Genomic DNA, 18544 nt, shown 5'->3' on the forward strand with positions numbered 1-18544 from the left:
GTAGCAGGGCAGCGGATTCTAGTTTATAGTAATCTTAATAAATACAATTGCCTAAAGCTCGTCACCAGGGTGGTGACACCAGCGTGCTTTAAAGGGAAGGATTGATGAACTTTCGCACTTCGCATCTTGTCGGCTTAATAGCCACGGGGATAGTGGCTATTGCTGCCCCTTCGATTAATTCAGTTGCTGCTGAGCCATTAAAAATTACAGGGCCAGATGGCCAAGTAAAGCAAAGCATTCGTCAATATGGTCCAACAACCTCGCAAGATACTTTTTGGAGTATCGCTCAGGCGGTTAAGCCAGACAATAGCGTTACTGTTTACCAGGTTATGTCAGCGTTATATGACGCCAACCCTCATGCTTTTTCTAGCAAAAACTATAACAGTTTAGAGCGCGGCATGATTTTGCTGGTGCCAAATAAAGCTGTGATACAGCAAACCTCTCAAGCAGATGCTAAGGCTCGCGCCGAACGTAACGATCGAAAGTGGTCACCATCAGGGGCTAAACCTAGCATTGCGCCAAAAACGGTGGCTGCAAAGATAGAAAGCCCTCAACCGAGCGTGGTCGCTAAAACACCGGTTTCTGTGAAGCCTAATCCATTAATTGCAGATTTATCGGCCGAGGTTGAAGCCTTAACTAGGCAGATGGAAGCGATTCAAGCTAAAAATCTAGAACTAACCGATGAGTTAGCACGAGCGAGCGATGAGATTGTTGTTGGTTCGTCTGATACGGCAGCATTTCAAGATGAAATAAATCAGCTTAAAGAAGAAAACGCTTTATTAAAACAAGCGCTGCAAGACTCCAAATCTGAAAATGAAGCGCTAAATCAAGAAGTACAACTTAAACAGAAACAACTCGCAGCATTTAGTGTGCCAAAGCAAGAGCCAGCGTCAGATCTATGGCGAACCATAATGGATAATCCTCTGTTATTGGTGTTAGGTGGCGTTTTACCGGCATTGCTTGTTGTGGTGCTATTTTGGTTGTTTATTAGACGCAGAAATGACGCTAACGCTGAAGAGCAACAGAACCAAGATGTAAACGCTGCTGAAAAGCCTATAAGTGCAGCACCAGAAGGGGCGATTTTAGAAGATAAGTCTGATGATGCCGAAGGTTTAGCTGTTCATCTCGATACAGATGATGCGTCTAATATCGACCCATTAACAGGGGCCGTGGCCGCGACTACCGTGCAGGCGGCACTTGCCGAAGAGCAAGATATTATCGTTGAAGACTCCCAAGACGAAGGCCAATCATTAGATGATTTATGGGCTGAGGCGATGGGGGAGCAAGATCTAACAGACACTGATGAGTTTGATGCATTCAACAGCACTGCAACTACTAATGATTTAAATACCACTTCTTCAGATATTAGCGATTCCAAATCATCTGATGAAGACGATCTCGATTCACTGCTTGCGGGCTTTGATGTACCTGCAGAAGACAGTTTTGAACAGCCAGCCACAAACAGCAGCGATGATGATCTCGATGCTCTGCTAGCAGGTTTTGATAATGATGATAGCGAGGTGGTTCAATTAGAGTCAGGCAGTAACGCAGATACGGCTGCAGAAGATGATTTAGATGCTCTGCTAGCAGGTTTTAATAGTGATAACGCAAATGATGAAATCCAATCTTCATCTCAATCTGCAAGTGAAACAGGCACTGCAGCTGACAGCGCGGAAGATGATTTAGATGCATTACTGGCAAGCTTTGGTGAAAGTGTTGATGACAACGCACTTGATACGAAAGAAGACTTTGCTTTTGATGCCGAAGTTAATGCTAATACTGTGACCGATACTGCGGCTGAAGATGATATTGATGCATTATTGGCAGGTATTGACGAAACACCTACAGAACCTAGTTCAACAGATACTGCAGAAGATGACATTGACGCTTTGCTTGCAGGTTTTGATAGTTCAAATCTGCAGACTGAGCCCGTTTTCAATACTGATACTGAGGTAGAGGATGATCTAGATTCATTGTTAGCAGAGCTTGAAGGCGATGATGGATCTCAAGAGGATAGCAATGAGATCCCTGATATCGATGCACTTTCTGATGAGATGGCGGCAGAACTAGAGCTTGGATTTGAAATTGCTGCAGAATTAGATTTAACCGCCACAGACGATGCAGACCAAGAGAAACCTGAAAGTGAGCTTGACAGTGAACTTAATGCCTTGCTTGCAGATCTCGAAGCGCCGTCAGAGCTAGAGCAAACTGCAAATGTTAAGCTTGATTTAGATGAAGAGCTAGCATTAGCGCCTGACGTTGAACTTGAGCAGTCTGAAGAGCTGACGAAAACGGCAAAGGACTCAAATAGTCTAGATTTTGACTTAACGGGTTTTGATATTGATGGACTAAATTCAAGCGCGCAAAGCACTGTTGGGATGGGCTTGGCTGCACTTAAGTCAGATAGCGATAACCTTGATGCAGATGCTGATACCGCGGTTACTAAAGCATCTGAAAGGAAAGTATCTGAAAGCAAAGCAGACGATATGCTTGAGTTTACTTTGCCTGAAGTTGACGTTGAGCCTGACGTTATAACTGATATTAAATCCGATCTTGTATCTGAACTAGAAACCGCAGTAGTAAAGAGCGAAAAAGAAAGCGGCTTCTTCGATGATCTTAAAGGTGACAAAAAGACAGAGGCAAACACGTTAGATTGGGAAAGTATTGCTAATCAAAGCGATGCCGCTGACGAAGCCCTAGCGCTTTCAGCGTCCGCCCAACTATCTGATGATGAGCTATTGAGTCGTTTGGCCGCCGAAGGCGATTCACAAGATCAAAATCTTGATCTCACTGAAGATGATGACGCATTCTCACTTGACGACTCTAAGATGACCGTTGATGAAGCATTGGCAGCGCTCGATGCTGAGGAACTTGGCGTTAAAGAGCTAGATGATAATGAACTAGATGTTAATAAGCTAGGTGATAAAGATTTAGGCGAAAAGTCTTCAGCAAAAAGTGCCGTCGCGATGCACGACTTAACCACTTTCCAAAAAGATAATGGTTTTATCGATATTGATATGCTTCTAAGCGAGGCCGATGAAGATAGCGGTGATACCGATCTTTATAAAGAATTGGATGTCGACATGGGCGAGTTAGACTCTCTAATGGGTAACTCACCTATGGTTGATGTCGATGATGAAGAAAACTCGGTTAATGCCAAGTTAGATCTAGCCCGGGCTTACATCGAAATCGATGACAATGATAGTGCACGAGCACTGCTAAAAGAAGTTGAGCTTGATGGCAATGACCGACAACAGGCTGAAGCCATGGGGTTACTTAACGAGTTGGTGTAAACCACCGCAATAAAAAACGGCGCCTTTGGCGCCTTTTTTATACTTATCGTTTGCCTCGAGTATGTTAGAATCGCCGCCTATTAAAAGATTTCGTTTATCCGATCAGTTCGCTAAAACACAGTGGGCGGTCGAATAGCAGTTTAACCGAGTTATAGAGGTGTGGGATGCGGGTTGCGCTAGGTATAGAGTACGATGGTAGTCAATATTTCGGATGGCAACGTCAGGCCGAAGTGGATACTGTTCAAGAGCGGCTAGAAAAAGCGCTTTCAATCGTTGCTAATGAGCCTATAGCGGTGCAATGTGCTGGCCGTACTGACGCAGGGGTTCATGCCACCGGGCAAGTGGTGCACTTTGAAACCAATGCCGTGCGTAAAGATACCGCTTGGACACTTGGCGTGAATGTCAACCTACCTGACAATATTGCAGTGCGCTGGGTAAAAGTCGTTGATGATGAATTTCATGCACGTTTTACTGCAACGGCAAGACGTTACCGTTACATGATTTATAATCACCAACTTCGCCCAGGTATTTTGCGCAGTGGTGTGAGCCATTATCCTGGTAATATCGATGAAGCCAAAATGCACCAAGCGGCGCAGTATCTACTTGGCGAACAAGATTTTACCAGCTTTAGAGCCGTGCAATGTCAGTCTAACACGCCGTTTCGCTGTGTGCATGAGGTCAACGTTAGCCGTCAAGGCATGTATATCTGCGTTGATATCAAGGCGAATGCATTCCTGCATCACATGGTGCGTAACATTGTCGGCTCGCTATTAGAGGTGGGCTTAGGTAATCAACCCATGGAGTGGATTGAGCAACTGTTAGCACTTAAAGACAGAAATAAAGCGGCGGCAACAGCTAAACCTAATGGTCTGTATTTAGTCGATGTCACTTACCCTGAAAGCTATCAATTACCTAAGTTGGCACTTGGCCCATTATTTATGTTGGACTAAGCATTATTTATGGGGTTAAGGACAATCTTAACGGTGAAGGTCTGGGTCTTATACGTTTTAAATGGATAAAAGTTTGTGATTGAACAAGACACATTAAAGCCGGTGGCACCCAAGTCAGGTGCTGCGTTGAGTAACTGGTTAGACTTTTTATTAGCGATTCATCCAACCGAGATTGATATGGGCCTTGGGCGTGTGTCGCAGGTTGCCAAACGCATGGGCTTAACCGATTTAGGTGAGACCAAGGTCGTCACTGTGGCAGGCACGAATGGCAAGGGCACCACCTGCGCCATGATTGAAGCTGCATTGCAGTTGTCAGGAAAAACCGTGGGCGTATACAGCTCTCCTCATCTGCTTAATTATAATGAACGCGTGCGGATCAATGGCCTTGATGCGACAGATGCTGCGCTGGTTAATGCATTTGAAGCGATAGAAACCGCCCGCGCTGAGATCTCATTAACCTTCTTTGAGTACGCAACTCTAGCCGGTTTATACCTGTTTAAAGCTGCCAAGCTTGATGTGGTATTGCTAGAAGTTGGGCTAGGCGGTCGACTCGATGCCACCAACATTATCGATGCCGATATTGCGGTAGTGACCTCAATCGATTTAGATCATCAAGAGTACCTCGGTGATACGAGAGAGCTCGTGGGTGCAGAAAAAGCGGGTATATTCAGAGCAAACCGCCCAGCAATCGTGGGTGAACCTGACTGTCCGGCTTCTCTTATCGAAGTGGCTAATCATATCGGTGCCATAGTGTATCGGGTTAATGAGGATTTCAGTTACCAATGCAGCGACCACGATTGGCATTATCAAGGTCAGCATTTCGATTTAACCAAGTTACCACTGCCATTTTTACCTCAGCCCAATGCGGCCACGGTTATTGCGGTACTTGAGCATCTTTGCCCACCGATTTCTGCTGATATTATTGCTAAAGCAGTGGGAGAGACCCAACTTGCAGGACGATTAGAGCAGCTCAACGATTCACCACGAGTGATTGTTGATGTCGCACATAACCCCCATGCGGCACGTTATTTAAGCTCACGTTTAGCTGCCATGCCCAAGGGGCGGTTAATTGCGCTATGTGGCATGTTAAAAGACAAGGATGTGCGCTCGGTGTTACAGGAACTATCAGCAGATGTTGATCAGTGGTTCCTGTGTGATCTGTCTGTGCCGCGGGGAGCTACTGCTGCAAACTTGAAAGCCTGCCTGCCTGCACAGATACAAGTACAAGCTTCAACGTTTACCAACATGAGTCTGGCCTGGAATGCGCTTCGAGCGCAATTGCAGAGTGAAGATGTGGTAATTGTATTTGGCTCATTTTACACTGTTGCAGGTTTTAAAGATTTGTTTAAGGGAGAAAGTCTTGTCTAGTCAATTTCAAAACCGTCTTGTGGGTGTCATTGTGATTGTGGCATTAGGGGTGATATTTTTACCCGATATTTTGGACGGTAAAAAACAGCGCGAAGAAGAGCAGTTTGCTGAAATTCCCCTTAGACCCGAGATCCAAGAGAGTCACTTGCCGGAGCAGAATATCGAAACGGTCGATTTGGGTCAGAACACTCAGCAAGCAGCGCAAGATACGGGATCATCCGGCGACGCTTCTTGGCACATTGCTGAGGAGGACGAACCGGTCAAAGCGGTTGTAGCTAAGGCAACAGCACAGGTTAAAACAACGCCTAAGCTAGAGTCTAACAGTACAGAAAAGCCTAAGGCTGCTTGGACGATTCAGTTGGGCAGTTTTAACAATGCAGCTAACGTGAAAGGGCTGGTTAACCGTCTTCGCGATAAAGGGTTTACCGCCTACACGTTGCCGACTAAACCCATAGATGGCCAATTAACCAAAGTGTTCGTTGGGCCTAATATGTCAAAAGATAAGCTTAACCGTATGCAGCGTGATATCGAAAAGCTGACGCAGTTAAAAGGCCGAGTGGTTGCTTATAACCCCGTCGAGAAATAATAAATCGTGATTGTCTTTGTTTGAGAAAAAGTTATTTCGCCGTGAAAGCGTGAGAAATAACTCTGTCTCTGATAGAATCGCGCCGTCTTAAACCCTATGCTGGATTACCTCTTAAATGGTTTGGATTGATTACGCCATCATTATTGTTATCGGACTATCAACTCTGATTAGTTTGGTCCGTGGTTTTGTAAAAGAGGCCATGTCTCTTGTCGTTTGGTTTGCTGCTTTTTTTATTGCCAGCCAGTTTTACCTCAAACTCGCTACGCATCTGACTCAGATGCAAGATGAAATGGTTCGAAATGGCGTGGCGATAGCCATTCTGTTCGTATCAACGCTCATCCTTGGTGCTCTCGTTAACTACCTAATTGGCCAATTGGTTTCTAAAACCGGATTGTCAGGCACAGATAGAGTGCTCGGCTTATGTTTTGGTGCGCTAAGAGGCGCATTAATCGTGAGCGCGTTACTGTTTTTTATGGATGCTTTTACCGGAGCACCCAACACAGATTGGTGGCAAGATTCTACACTCGTGCCCGAATTTGGAGTTGTGATCCAGTGGTTCTTTGACTACGTGGAAAACACCTCAAGCTTTGTACCCAAAATATAAAATGCACTAAAGCATTACTTGGCTTTATGTGAGTATTTATACTCACATAAAGCAAAAATATTAAATAATAGAACATCTTATAATGAGGAAGCTTACCCATGTGTGGTATTGTCGGAATAGTTGGCCAGTCATCGGTTAATCAAACCATTTATGATGCACTGACTGTGCTCCAGCATCGTGGACAGGATGCTGCTGGCATTGTGACCGTCGATGGAAGTGCGTTTAGATTACGTAAAGCGAATGGTTTGGTGAAAGACGTTTTTGAACCAAAGCATATGCAGCGCCTGCAAGGTAATGCTGGCATCGGTCACGTTCGTTACCCAACGGCAGGAAGCTCGAGTGCTTCTGAAGCTCAGCCGTTTTATGTTAACTCTCCATTTGGTATTTCATTAGCGCACAATGGTAACTTGACCAATACGGTTGAGCTGCATGAGCGTTTATTGAAGCAGCGCCGTCATGTTAATACCACTTCAGACTCAGAAGTGTTACTTAACTTACTCGCCGATGAACTGCAGCAAACCACTACAGACGATCTTAACGCTGAAGAAGTGTTTAACGCTGTGACTAAGGTGCATGAGCTGACTCGTGGGGCTTATGCGGTTGTTGCCATGATTATTGGCCAAGGTTTAGTTGCATTTAGAGATCCATTTGGTATTCGTCCGTTAGTGCTAGGTAAGCATGAAACACCAACGGGTACTGAATACATGGTTGCCTCTGAAAGCGTGGCATTAGACGCAGTAGGCTTTGAGGTCATGCGTGATGTCGCACCGGGTGAAGCGGTATACATCACTCTTGATGGTGAGCTTTATACCCGGCAGTGTGCCCACTCGCCAAGCTACTCTCCTTGTATTTTCGAATTCGTTTATTTTGCTCGTCCAGACTCTACGATTGATAACATTTCTGTTTATAGCAGCCGTGTCAATATGGGAACCATGCTGGGTGAGAAGATTAACAAAGAGTGGGAAGATCATGATATCGATGTCGTGATCCCCATTCCTGAGACGTCATGCGATATCGCACTTGAAATCGCGCGTCATATGGATCTGCCTTACCGCCAAGGTTTTGTTAAGAACCGCTATATCGGCCGTACCTTTATCATGCCTGGGCAACAAGAGCGTAAGAAGTCTGTGCGCCGTAAACTTAACGCGATAAATGCCGAGTTTAAAGGCAAGAACGTATTATTAGTTGATGACTCAATTGTTCGTGGTACCACTTCAGAACAGATCATCGAGATGGCACGTGACGCCGGCGCGAAAAAGGTCTACTTCGCCTCAGCAGCACCTGAAATTCGTTTCCCTAACGTGTACGGCATCGATATGCCAACCACAAATGAATTGATTGCTCACGGTCGTGATGTTGAAGAGATCAACAATTTGATTGGTGCTGATGGGATGATCTTCCAATCATTACCAGATTTGATTGAAGCTGTACGTCAACAAAACCCTTCAATTAAGCGTTTTGAAACGTCAGTATTTGACGGTAAGTATGTGACTAACGATGTAAATCAAGAATACTTAGATTACATCACGCAGTTGCGTAACGATGATGCTAAGGCAAATCGTAGTAAAGATATTGGCACTAATTTAGAGATGCATAACGTTTGTCATCCTTAAGCTAGATGCGATATAAAAAAGCCGAGCAACCGCTCGGCTTTTTTGTTTTCAGCCTTAATTGATAACGATGATAGACGATGTCTATGCTCATGCTCATGCTCATGTCCATGTCCATGTCCATGTCTGAGAGTGTGACAGCTCCTGATGGGGATAAGCACAACGTTAACCCTTAAAATAACAATTGAAATTAAAACGCTTAATGAGAGCCGTTCTCAAAAAGTGTAACACTCTTTGAGCAAATGAATGGTTTTGAACGATTAATACACTCTGCTTTAAGAGTTTCGTTTGCACCGCTTACAGCTTCAAGGTACAGTTACTGTTAATTTATACAGTAATCCTAGTCCCGTAGATGATCTTATATATTGCCGAAAAACCCAGCCTTGGTAGAGCCATTGCCGATGTATTGCCTAAGCCTTTAAAGAAAGGTGACGGGTTTATTCGCGCCGCAAATGGGGATTGTGTCTCCTGGTGCGTGGGTCATTTGCTTGAACAAGCAGAGCCTGATGCGTATTCGCCTGAATACAAGTCATGGAAGTTTGAGCACCTGCCAATCGTACCAGATAACTGGAAGATGAAGCCTAAAGCTAAAATGCGCGGACAAATTGCCGTGCTACGTGGGCTTGTTAAAGAGGCGACTCAGTTAGTTAACGCGGGCGATCCTGATAGAGAAGGGCAGTTGCTGGTTGATGAAATTATCGCGCACTTAGGTGTTAAAGGCGCAAAGTTACAACAAGCTCAGCGTTTGTTGATAAGCGATTTAAATCCTCAAGCGGTAACAAGAGCATTAGGGCAATTGCGCTCTAACCGTGAGTTTATTCCCCTATCAACTTCAGCGCTAGCGCGTTCTCGCGCCGATTGGCTCTATGGCATGAATATGACCCGAGCCTATACAATCCAAGGCCGAAAAGTGGGTTACCAAGGTGTGCTGTCAGTGGGACGGGTACAAACGCCGGTACTTGGGCTTGTGGTACGCCGTGATGTTGAAATTGCTGAGTTTGTGTCTAAGCCCTTTTATGAAGTGTTAGCGCATTTAGCGACCGATAACCAAGATCGATTCAGTGCAAAATGGCAACCGAGTGAAGCGTGTCAGCCCTATATGGATGAAGAGGGACGGGTACTGGCAAAAGGTTTGGCGCAAAACGTTGTCGGGCGTATCAACGGCCAAAGTGCCTTGGTAGAAAAGGTGATAGCTCAAGACAAGAAGCAAAATGCTCCCTTGCCTTATAGTTTATCGGCGCTACAGATTGATGCGGCTAAACGCTTTGGTATGAGCGCAAAGTCAGTGCTCGATACCTGCCAGTCGTTATATGAAAAACATAAGCTTATCACCTATCCACGCTCTGACAGCCGCTATCTGCCTGTTGAGCAACATGGGTTAGCGCCGAGTGTTATTCGCGCAGTATTAAGTGGTGCGAGTGAGCTATTGTCTGGCTGTGATGAGCCAAATGCCAAGCTCAAATCAAAGGCGTGGAACGACAAAAAAGTTGATGCCCACCATGCGATTGTGCCAACCGAAAAAACGGCCAATCTATCTAGCCTTAACCAGGCTGAGAAACAGTTGTATTTGCAAGTTGCGCGTCAGTACTTGATGCAGTTTTATCCGGCTTATTTGTATAAAGAGACTCAAGTTGAGATCATCATTGCCGGTGGCTTATTTAAAACCAAGGCCAAACAGGAAGCTGCGCTAGGCTGGAAGCAGTTACTTAAGCAATCTGCCAATCAGAAACAAGATAGCGGAAGCTCGAGTGATAAATCGCAGACCGAAGATGGCGAACATCTTGCCAATATCCCAGCGCTTAAAGAGGGCCAAGTTCTGCTGTGCGAGCGTGGCGAGTTATTAGAAAAAAACACCCAAGCCCCAAAGCATTTTACCGATGCGACTTTACTGGGGGCAATGACGGGGATCAGCCGCTATGTCACCGATAATGAAATCCGGAAAATCTTAAAAGACACCGACGGCTTAGGCACTGAAGCGACGCGTGCTGGCATAATAGAGCTACTTTTTAAGCGCAATTATCTAACCCGCCAAGGTAAATCCATTTTGGCTACCGAGGTGGGCAAAGGCTTAATTAACAGCTTACCGCAAAGCGCGACAACGCCTGATATGACCGCGCTGTGGGAAAATAACCTCGATGCCATCAGCCGTAAAGAAGCCAAGTATCAGAATTTTATGGATCCCTTAGTGAGCTCCTTACAAGGCTTGATTGAGCAAGCGGGCTCACAGTTACCGACTTCTTTACAAGGGGTTCAGTCGCCGGATAACGGCTTTAAAAAACGTCGTTATAGCGCAAAAAAGGCTGCTACATCTAAATCATCTGCCGTTAGAAAAACGCCGACTAAAAAAACAAGTACGAGTAAGAGAGCCCCTACTAGTAAGTGATAGAGGCTTTATTGAGGGCATCGACTCTTTTGAAGCATTGTACTTAAGTATGGAGTGGCGCAAAGCTAAGCAGATTGGAATAAGGTTAAAGCAAGTTATAACTTACTTATTCCCAAGCCATATTCCTAAACTATTTGTTTAAACTGTATTCCTAAATCATCAGCTTGATATCTTGTTTAGTAACTTTCAATTGTGTAACTAAGACCTATGGGTTAGCTTGGCTTTTAACAGTGGTCATGAGGTTAGGCAGATGTTTGATTGGGTTGAAAAAATTGCTTTTAATGAGGCGAGCCCCTTAACGGTGCAGGCGCAAGATACGCAGTTTGGCTTTCACCGTAAACAGCCTGCTGTGATGGAGCACAGCCATTGGCATGGCCACATTGAAATTAATTACCTGTTTGATTGTTCTGCTGACTATTTAATTAACGGCCAAGAAATCACTGTCCCAGAGGGACGTATGATTATCTTTTGGGCGTCATTTCCCCACCAAATGACCGCTTCTCGCGGAGAAGGCGAGTTGGTTAACATCTATATCCCTTTACAATCTTTTCTCACTTGGATGCTGCCTAGCACCTTTGTTAGCCAGCTGCTGCATGGCGAGGTCATTGTGTCTGACAGTTTATATGCTTGTGACAAGCAGTTAACACAGATCTGGGAAACCGACATTAAGCGAAATGAGCCGCTGTTGACTAGCCAAGTGATTAATGAGATCCGCGGCCGCATTCGTCGCATGTCAATCGAGCAGTACAGCACCTATGATTTAGCCAATAAAGTGAGTAAACGTGAGGATAGGCCTGTATTTGGTGGCCTAAACCATATTCAAACCATGTTGCGTTATATTGCCGATAACTACGATCAAAAAATTACAATTGAAAATGTTTCAAGCTCAACGGGTTTGCATAAAAACTACGCGATGAAGTTATTTAATCGGGTGATGAAAGTGTCGATTAAGCAATACATTAATCAGCTTAGGCTACAGCACGCTCAAGCACTACTTATTGATACCCAAAGCCCTGTGCTTAATATTGCTCTGGAGGCAGGTTTTGGCTCGGTTAGCCGTTTTTACGATATTTTTCAGCGCGAATTTGCCATGTCACCGTTAGAGTTCCGTCGTAAGGTGAGTGGCTGAGGTGATTTTTTAGGAAGGCTTTACGACTTTCTCGTAAGCGAACTTGAGAGTGTTCGTGTTTCAATCAGTTTCAATCAGTTTCAATAACTTCTTTATTATTTTTAATGGTCTACAGATTTTGATTCAAAATTTTGATGGCAGTAACGAATAATAAACTGACTTGAATAACGCAAAACATACGAGAGTTTTATGAAAAAGCTATTTATCACCTCAGCCTGTGCTATTGCCATATTATCTGCCTGTTCCAATGACTCTCAAACTGCAAGTAATGCGAATGTTGAACGACAACCTGACGTATTGCCCGCAGCTGCGCAAGTACAAGACAACAAAGTGTTAAATGGCTTAGCCGCGACCTTAACGGACCGCTGGCAGTTAACTGACAATGGTTTGGTTTGGGATGTACAAGATAGCCATGAAGATCATATCGAGATGAGTGGCGAACAAACATCTGCCATTATCTATTATGGCAGCGATGTTAACGGGAACTTGAGCTTAACGCGAAAGCTGGTGTGGCCTATGCTGCGCACCATTCCAAATGATACTCATGCGAGTCTTATTCATGATTTTCCGTTATCTGTTTCGCCGTCTATTACCGTTAATGAGCAGAGTATTACGCAAGAGAAGCTTAAACAGGCTCGTATCGATGGGCGCCTGTCGCTGACAAGCCTTATTGCTGAAGGTGTTGAGTTGACTCGTATCTTGTCACCAAGTACGACTCAGCCAGTAATGGTTGAAGCCTTGACCTTTGGTAATACTAGCAATGAAAGCGTAAAACTGAGCATTGGCGAGCTCGATTATCGCGTTGAGACTCCAGCTGAAAATGGGGTATATGGTCGTTATCGTATAGAAGCGGCTAGTGACAAATCCGGAGTATTTGAATTAGCAGCGGGTGAGACATTAACGGTTTACCTAGAATTCAAAGCCACTAAAGCTGGGCAAAATCGCGAGTTTGATGCCGCAAGAGAACTTGAACTGCGTCAAGACTATGTGACGAGCTTGAATAACAACCTTCAATTAGTCACCCCCGATGAAAACATCAACAAGATGTTTGAGTTCGCCAAAATTCGTAGCGCAGAATCCATTTTTAGAACTAAGGGTGGTTTGATGCATGCGCCAGGAGGCGGTCGCTATTACGCCGCTATCTGGGCTAACGATCAGGCTGAATATATCAACCCGTTCTTTCCATTTTTAGGCAATGCAGTCGGTAATGAATCGGCAATTAATAGTTTCGAGCATTTTGCTCGCTTTATGAATGATGACGGCACAGCCATTCCATCTTCTATTATTGCCGAGGGGGATGATATCTGGAACGGCGCTGGCGATAGAGGAGACTGTGCGATGATCGCTTATGGTGCAAGTCGATTTGCACTGGCTTATGGCGATGAAGAGCAAGCTAGGGCGCTACTGCCTTTAATCGATTGGTGTATCGACTTTAGTTACGGCAAGCAAACAAGCGAGGGGGTGATTGCATCGGATAGCGACGAGCTAGAAGGGCGATTCCCAGCAGGTGATGTTAACCTAAGTACCAATATGCTGACTTACGGCGCGCTGATCTCATCGAGTTATTTAAATGAGGAGCTTGGGCGTACAGCGATTGCCACAGACTACCAGTTACGAGCCAAGAAGCTGGCACAAGATATCGAAACTTACTTCGGTGCAAATGTTCAAGGCTTCGATACTTACCAATACTATCAAGGTAACGACAAGTTAAGAGCTTGGATTGCACTGCCATTTTCATTTGGAATTTTTGACCGCAAAGATCAAACCTTAGCGGCGGTATTATCGGAGCAGCTGTGGAGTGAAGATGGGATCTACAGTGAGGCGGGCAATAAGACTTTCTGGGATAGAGCAACACTCTATGCGTTTAGAGGTATTTTTGCGGCTCAAGAGACCGATACGGCAATGCGCTACTTTAAGTATTATTCACGTAAGCGTTTGCTCGGCGAGCATGTACCTTACGCCGTAGAAGCTTGGCCTGAAGGTGATCAGCGCCATCTATCTGCTGAGAGTGCGCTCTATGCTCGAGTCGTCACTGAGGGGATTTTTGGTATTGAGCCAACAGGCTTTAAACGTTTTGACGTCGCGCCTTATTTACCTTCAGGCTGGAATAATATGTGCTTGAAGCATATTCGCGCGTTTGAGAGTAATTTCGATGTCTGTGTGAGTCGTGTTCAAGACGCAGATAAAGGCTTTAGCATCACCATTGAGCAGCAGCAAGGTGAGTTGCAGCAGATTAACTGGGACGGACAATCACCTATCAGCGTTAGCCTATAAAGACGGTAAACAGATGAGGTTAAGTCGTAATGACTTAACCTCATCACCATAAGGCTTTGCACTCCCCTTCGACTCTATTGACTCAAGCTTGCCTACGAGACCGCTATGATTATCCATCCCTATAAATTTGCAGCATTTTTTTTATTTATTGCCAGTTTTCCCCTTGTGCTATCGATTCCGGTTAATGCCGCTAATCTAGCTCATTCCGCTGAAAACACGGTGGCATACACCTTAGCCTCACCCAATGGGCAACTGCAATTACGTGTTTCTCAAGACGCTGAATCAGGAGTTAATTACTCATTAACCGTATCCGGTAAGCCCGTTTTGCAAGATGCCGTCGCCGACATAGTGATTCAAGGCATGCAGGCTAATTTATCTAAGGCAAAACTTGTTGATATGGCGCGAACGAGTGTCGATCGTCAATTACAGCCCCATGTACAGCAAAAGTCTAAATGGGTACATGAGCAATACAATCAATTGGCATTTACTTTTGATAACCAGCTTACACTCACTTTTAGGCTCTTTGATCAAGGTTTAGCCTACCGCTTTAGCACTGAACAGCGGGGAGAGCTAGTGGTGATGGCTGAAACGGTAGGGATTAATTTTGCTGCTGATCATTCGGTACTGTTTCCCGAAGAATCCAGCTTTATTAGCCATAATGAACGTTTGTACTTACCTAAAAAGTTATCTGAAATTACGCCTGAGCAGTTTGCTAGCTTGCCGCTGCTTGTTGACGCTGATGCCGGTATCAATGTCAAAGGTATTAAACTCGTTATTACCGAAACGGGCTTGAGGGATTACCCGGGGCTATGGCTTGAAGGCAGCAACGCATTAGGCTTTAACGCTCGCTTTGCCAATGTCGTGCTTGATAGTGAACTTAAACAAGACTCTGATAGAAATGAGAATATCCTCAAGCGCGCAGACTATCTTGCTAAGAGAAAGTCGATAGAGCTTGCACCTAAAGCGGGCGTTTTTCCTTGGCGAATTTTTGCCATTAGCCAAGCTGATGCTGACTTGCTCACTAACGAGTTGTCGTACTTATTAGCAGACGAGTTAGCTATTGACCCTACATGGGTGAAACCCGGGCAAGTGGCGTGGGATTGGTGGAACGCTAATAATGTGTTTGGCGTCGATTTTAAAGCCGGGATTAACACTCAGACCTATAAGTACTATATCGATTTTGCAGCCAAATATGGCATCGAGTACATAGTATTGGATGAGGGATGGCATCATTTAGACAGCGTGTTAAATGTTGTCGATGATATCGATGTTAAAGAGATTATTGCCTACGGTAAGAGTAAAAACGTCGATGTGATCCTCTGGGTGATCTGGAAGACGTTAGACAATGAACTTGAGCAGGCATTAGCACTATTCGAGCGGTGGGGCGCAGCGGGAATAAAAGTCGACTTTATGCAGCGAGACGATCAAGCCATGGTCAACTATTACTGGAAGATTGCTGAGCAGGCCGCTAAGCATAAACTCTTGGTCGATTTTCATGGCTCGTATAAGCCAGCGGGTCTACGCCGTGCTTACCCCAATGTGATCACTCGAGAAGGCGTGCGTGGTCTTGAGCATAATAAATGGGCCGATTACATCACCGCCGAGCATAACTTAACTCTGCCGTTTATCCGCCAGCTTGCGGGCCCAATGGATTACACTCCTGGTGCGATGGTGAATGCTCAACCCGATAATTTCAGGATTAATTTTAATCGTCCAATGAGTAAAACCACAAGAGTGCACCAGATGGCGATGTATGTGGTGTTTGAAAGCCCATTGCAGATGCTCGCAGATACACCGTCTCATTATTTGCGTGAACACGAAAGCACTGAGTTTATCACCCGTGTGCCAACGGTATGGGATGAAACTAAGGTATTGTCTGCCAAAATAAGTGATCACATTATTATCGCAAGGCGTTCAGGTAAACAGTGGTTTATCGGTGTAATGGGTAACTCAAGGCCACGCGAATTTACCTTGGACTTGAGTTTGCTCGGATTGAGCGAGTCACAGCAATATCAGATGAGCAGTTTCGCCGATGGCAATAACGCCGATAAATATGGCAGTGATTATCAAACTAAGACTGAAACGGTGACAGCAAAGAGTGCAATAAATATTACCCTTGCCCCCAGTGGCGGATGGGTGGCGCACTTAACGCCGCGTTAATCAGTTTATGTATTAGAAACAAAAAGGGAAGCGCTAGCTGTGTCATTCACAGATTAGGCTTCCCTTTTATCGCTCTATTTATCGCAGTTTAGCGTTTACAAGATAAAGGTTGCGACCTTTGAGTTGAGGTTGTCGGCTCTATCTTTTAGTGCTTGCGCTTGATCCAGATGTGCTAATGCTGACTCAGTAATGTCATCTGTCACATCTTTAATCGCTACCGTGTTTTGGGTGATTTCATTAGTCACCTGAGTTTGCTCCTCGGCTGCAGTTGCGATTTGGCCTGCCATATCTGAAATCACATTAACCGCTTGAGTGATCTCCTCTAGTGCATGGGCCGCGGCATTAACATCAGTAACACTGTCACTGGCAAGCCCTTGGCTACTTTCCATTAATAACACCGCTTTTTTTGTGGTGTTTTGCAAGGTTTCGATAGTGGTGTAGATCTCTTGTGTTGAGTCTTGAGTTCGACGTGACAAGACTCTCACTTCATCGGCAACCACGGCAAATCCTCGGCCTTGCTCACCCGCGCGAGCGGCTTCGATAGCTGCGTTTAATGCCAATAAGTTAGTTTGCTCAGCAATGCCTTGAATGGTTGTTAAGATGCCTGAGATAGCTTGTGCATGAAGATTTAATTCGCCAATCACATTGGTCGCTTCACCGACTTCGTTTGCTAACGAATTAATCGTGCCGCGAGTTTTGTCGACTAAGTCTTTGCCTTCTTCACTGTTGGTGGCAGATTGCTGCGCCGCAGTCGCTGTGTTTTCGGCGTTGGCTGCGATCTCATGGGTAGCACTGGCCATTTCTGTCACAGCCGTTGCAACCATAGCCACTTCTTGTTGCTGGCGTTGTAACTCGTCTACCGTGGTTTGATTGGTCACTAAGCTGTGTTGGGCATCGCTATCTAACTCATTGGCGAGTTGTCGAATATGGCTTATCAGTTGGTGTTGGCTGCTTACAAAACGGTTAAAACTTGTGGCTAACACACCGACTTCATCCTGAGTATCCACTTCAATACGCTGGGTTAAGTCGCCATTACCGTCAGCAATATGGGCTAGTGCTTGGGAGACGCGGCTCAATGGCGCGAGCAGAATGCTTAAGAACCACGAGATGGCAAGTACACTAAAAAGCAGCGCAAGTGCTGACAACCCAAGTTGGGTCAGTAGTAATTTGCTTAGCGGTGCTTCCAAGGTTTCTTTATCGAGAACAAAAATAAGCTCCCAATCAGTATTGGGGACTTCAGAGCCCCAAAGTAACTTGTCACGTCCCTCACTTTCAAAGTAAAGCGGTAACAAGCTACCCGCTTGACGACTTTTAGACGCGATTTGAGCATTAAGCTCGCGGTCAATATTTTGTATGGGTCCCATGGCTTTTGCATGGTCTTTATAAGCGATAACAGTGCCATCTTTATGCATCATGATGGCGTAGCCTTTTGCAGGCAATTTCATGTTGTTAACGCTATCTACTAGGCTAGCAATCGATAAGTCGCCACCGACTACGCCGCCTTTAGCAGGCTGCGCCATTGTCACCACTAGAATATTGTAGGCTACATCGATATAAGGTTTCGTTAAGATGGGGCGCTGTTTAGCCATGGCTTGCTTATACCAATCACGGCTACGAGGATCATAGCCTGTACGGTCGATATTCGGATCGGAATCTAGCATTAATCCCGTTTGTGAACCGAAATACGCCAGCTCGAAAGGGGCTGAAAGTTGAGCCTGCTGCAGTACATTTAAACTATCACCGTCAATTTTTGTCGCGGTAGCATTAATAATGGTTTGACGATCGGCTAGCCATTCATCAATTCGAGCCGCTTGCTGCTCGCCAAGCTGCCTGACCTGGTCAGCGCTGCTTTGCAGTAGTAGCTGCTTTTGGCTGGAAAAACTTTGCCATGATAGCAGTCCAATTACGATGGAAAAGGCTAACACAACAGAGATAAGGATCTTTTTCTTGAGCGAATAGGAGTTCATATTAAGGTCTAATTTTACACGTTAGGTGAAGTTCAGGCTGGTAGGGACACTAGCGCTCTGATGAGTCGTTAACTGAAAGTTAACTACTCGTTTTTGCTATTTTCGCATATAAGACCAAGAGTAAATAGCGTGAGGCGTCTAATAGTGTAAAAAAATTACACAATTAGACCTGTTTAACACTTTATATAAAGGAGGGGCGAAAATAAAACTTAACGGCTTG

Annotated in this window: 11 protein-coding genes; 10 read left to right on the forward strand and 1 reads right to left on the reverse strand. The window is 45.1% G+C overall.

Annotated elements, in window-relative coordinates; genetic code table 11:
• Positions 1-104: 104 nt before the first annotated feature.
• The 10 genes from ACVBIU_RS14690 (at position 105) to ACVBIU_RS14735 (ending at position 16357) form a co-directional block, all read left to right on the forward strand.
• Positions 105-3293 (forward strand): FimV/HubP family polar landmark protein, encoded by a 3189-nt coding sequence (locus ACVBIU_RS14690; RefSeq protein ID WP_447164128.1) that lies wholly within the window; start codon positions 105-107, stop codon positions 3291-3293.
• Positions 3294-3457: 164 nt separating this feature from the next.
• A complete protein-coding gene (truA, locus tag ACVBIU_RS14695; protein ID WP_447162041.1) occupies positions 3458-4243 on the forward strand; it encodes a tRNA pseudouridine(38-40) synthase TruA in 786 nt (261 codons plus the stop codon).
• Positions 4244-4318: 75 nt separating this feature from the next.
• Positions 4319-5611, forward strand: coding sequence for a bifunctional tetrahydrofolate synthase/dihydrofolate synthase (gene folC / locus ACVBIU_RS14700; RefSeq protein ID WP_447164129.1), 1293 nt, complete (start codon positions 4319-4321; stop codon positions 5609-5611).
• Positions 5604-6197, forward strand: coding sequence for an SPOR domain-containing protein (locus ACVBIU_RS14705; protein WP_447164130.1), 594 nt, complete (start codon positions 5604-5606; stop codon positions 6195-6197). Before folC ends, ACVBIU_RS14705 begins: the two co-directional genes overlap by 8 nt.
• 115 nt (positions 6198-6312) lie before the next feature.
• Positions 6313-6801, forward strand: coding sequence for a CvpA family protein (locus ACVBIU_RS14710; RefSeq protein ID WP_447162044.1), 489 nt, complete (start codon positions 6313-6315; stop codon positions 6799-6801).
• A 98-nt stretch (positions 6802-6899) separates the two neighbouring features.
• On the forward strand, positions 6900-8414 hold the full coding sequence (gene purF, locus ACVBIU_RS14715) for an amidophosphoribosyltransferase (RefSeq protein WP_447164131.1): 1515 nt from the start codon (positions 6900-6902) through the stop codon (positions 8412-8414).
• Positions 8415-8763: 349 nt separating this feature from the next.
• The gene (locus ACVBIU_RS14720; protein WP_447164132.1) at positions 8764-10794 is read left to right on the forward strand and encodes a DNA topoisomerase III; all 2031 of its coding nucleotides are present in this window, start codon (positions 8764-8766) and stop codon (positions 10792-10794) included.
• Between the two features lie 250 nt (positions 10795-11044).
• On the forward strand, positions 11045-11923 hold the full coding sequence (locus tag ACVBIU_RS14725) for a helix-turn-helix domain-containing protein (RefSeq protein ID WP_447164133.1): 879 nt from the start codon (positions 11045-11047) through the stop codon (positions 11921-11923).
• 189 nt (positions 11924-12112) lie between these two features.
• Positions 12113-14197, forward strand: coding sequence for a hypothetical protein (locus ACVBIU_RS14730; protein WP_447164134.1), 2085 nt, complete (start codon positions 12113-12115; stop codon positions 14195-14197).
• A 105-nt stretch (positions 14198-14302) separates the two neighbouring features.
• Positions 14303-16357, forward strand: coding sequence for a glycoside hydrolase family 97 protein (locus ACVBIU_RS14735; RefSeq protein WP_447164135.1), 2055 nt, complete (start codon positions 14303-14305; stop codon positions 16355-16357).
• Positions 16358-16452: 95 nt separating this feature from the next.
• Here ACVBIU_RS14735 and ACVBIU_RS14740 read toward each other — a convergent pair whose 3' ends face one another.
• Positions 16453-18324, reverse strand: coding sequence for a methyl-accepting chemotaxis protein (locus ACVBIU_RS14740; RefSeq protein ID WP_447164136.1), 1872 nt, complete (start codon positions 18322-18324; stop codon positions 16453-16455).
• Positions 18325-18544 lie beyond the last annotated feature (220 nt).

It is taken from the genome of Shewanella sp. 30m-14, from assembly GCF_052977125.1.

Bases quoted from the DNA above. Each gene is read 5' to 3' on its own strand.
- ACVBIU_RS14740 (WP_447164136.1), bottom strand. From the start codon at position 18,324: ATGAACTCCTATTCGCTCAAGAAAAAGATCCTTATCTCTGTTGTGTTA.
- ACVBIU_RS14720 (WP_447164132.1), top strand. From the start codon at position 8,764: ATGATCTTATATATTGCCGAAAAACCCAGCCTTGGTAGAGCCATTGCC.
- ACVBIU_RS14735 (WP_447164135.1), top strand. From the start codon at position 14,303: ATGATTATCCATCCCTATAAATTTGCAGCATTTTTTTTATTTATTGCC.
- ACVBIU_RS14690 (WP_447164128.1), top strand. From the start codon at position 105: ATGAACTTTCGCACTTCGCATCTTGTCGGCTTAATAGCCACGGGGATA.
- truA (WP_447162041.1), top strand. From the start codon at position 3,458: ATGCGGGTTGCGCTAGGTATAGAGTACGATGGTAGTCAATATTTCGGA.
- ACVBIU_RS14730 (WP_447164134.1), top strand. From the start codon at position 12,113: ATGAAAAAGCTATTTATCACCTCAGCCTGTGCTATTGCCATATTATCT.
- ACVBIU_RS14710 (WP_447162044.1), top strand. From the start codon at position 6,313: ATGGTTTGGATTGATTACGCCATCATTATTGTTATCGGACTATCAACT.
- purF (WP_447164131.1), top strand. From the start codon at position 6,900: ATGTGTGGTATTGTCGGAATAGTTGGCCAGTCATCGGTTAATCAAACC.
- ACVBIU_RS14725 (WP_447164133.1), top strand. From the start codon at position 11,045: ATGTTTGATTGGGTTGAAAAAATTGCTTTTAATGAGGCGAGCCCCTTA.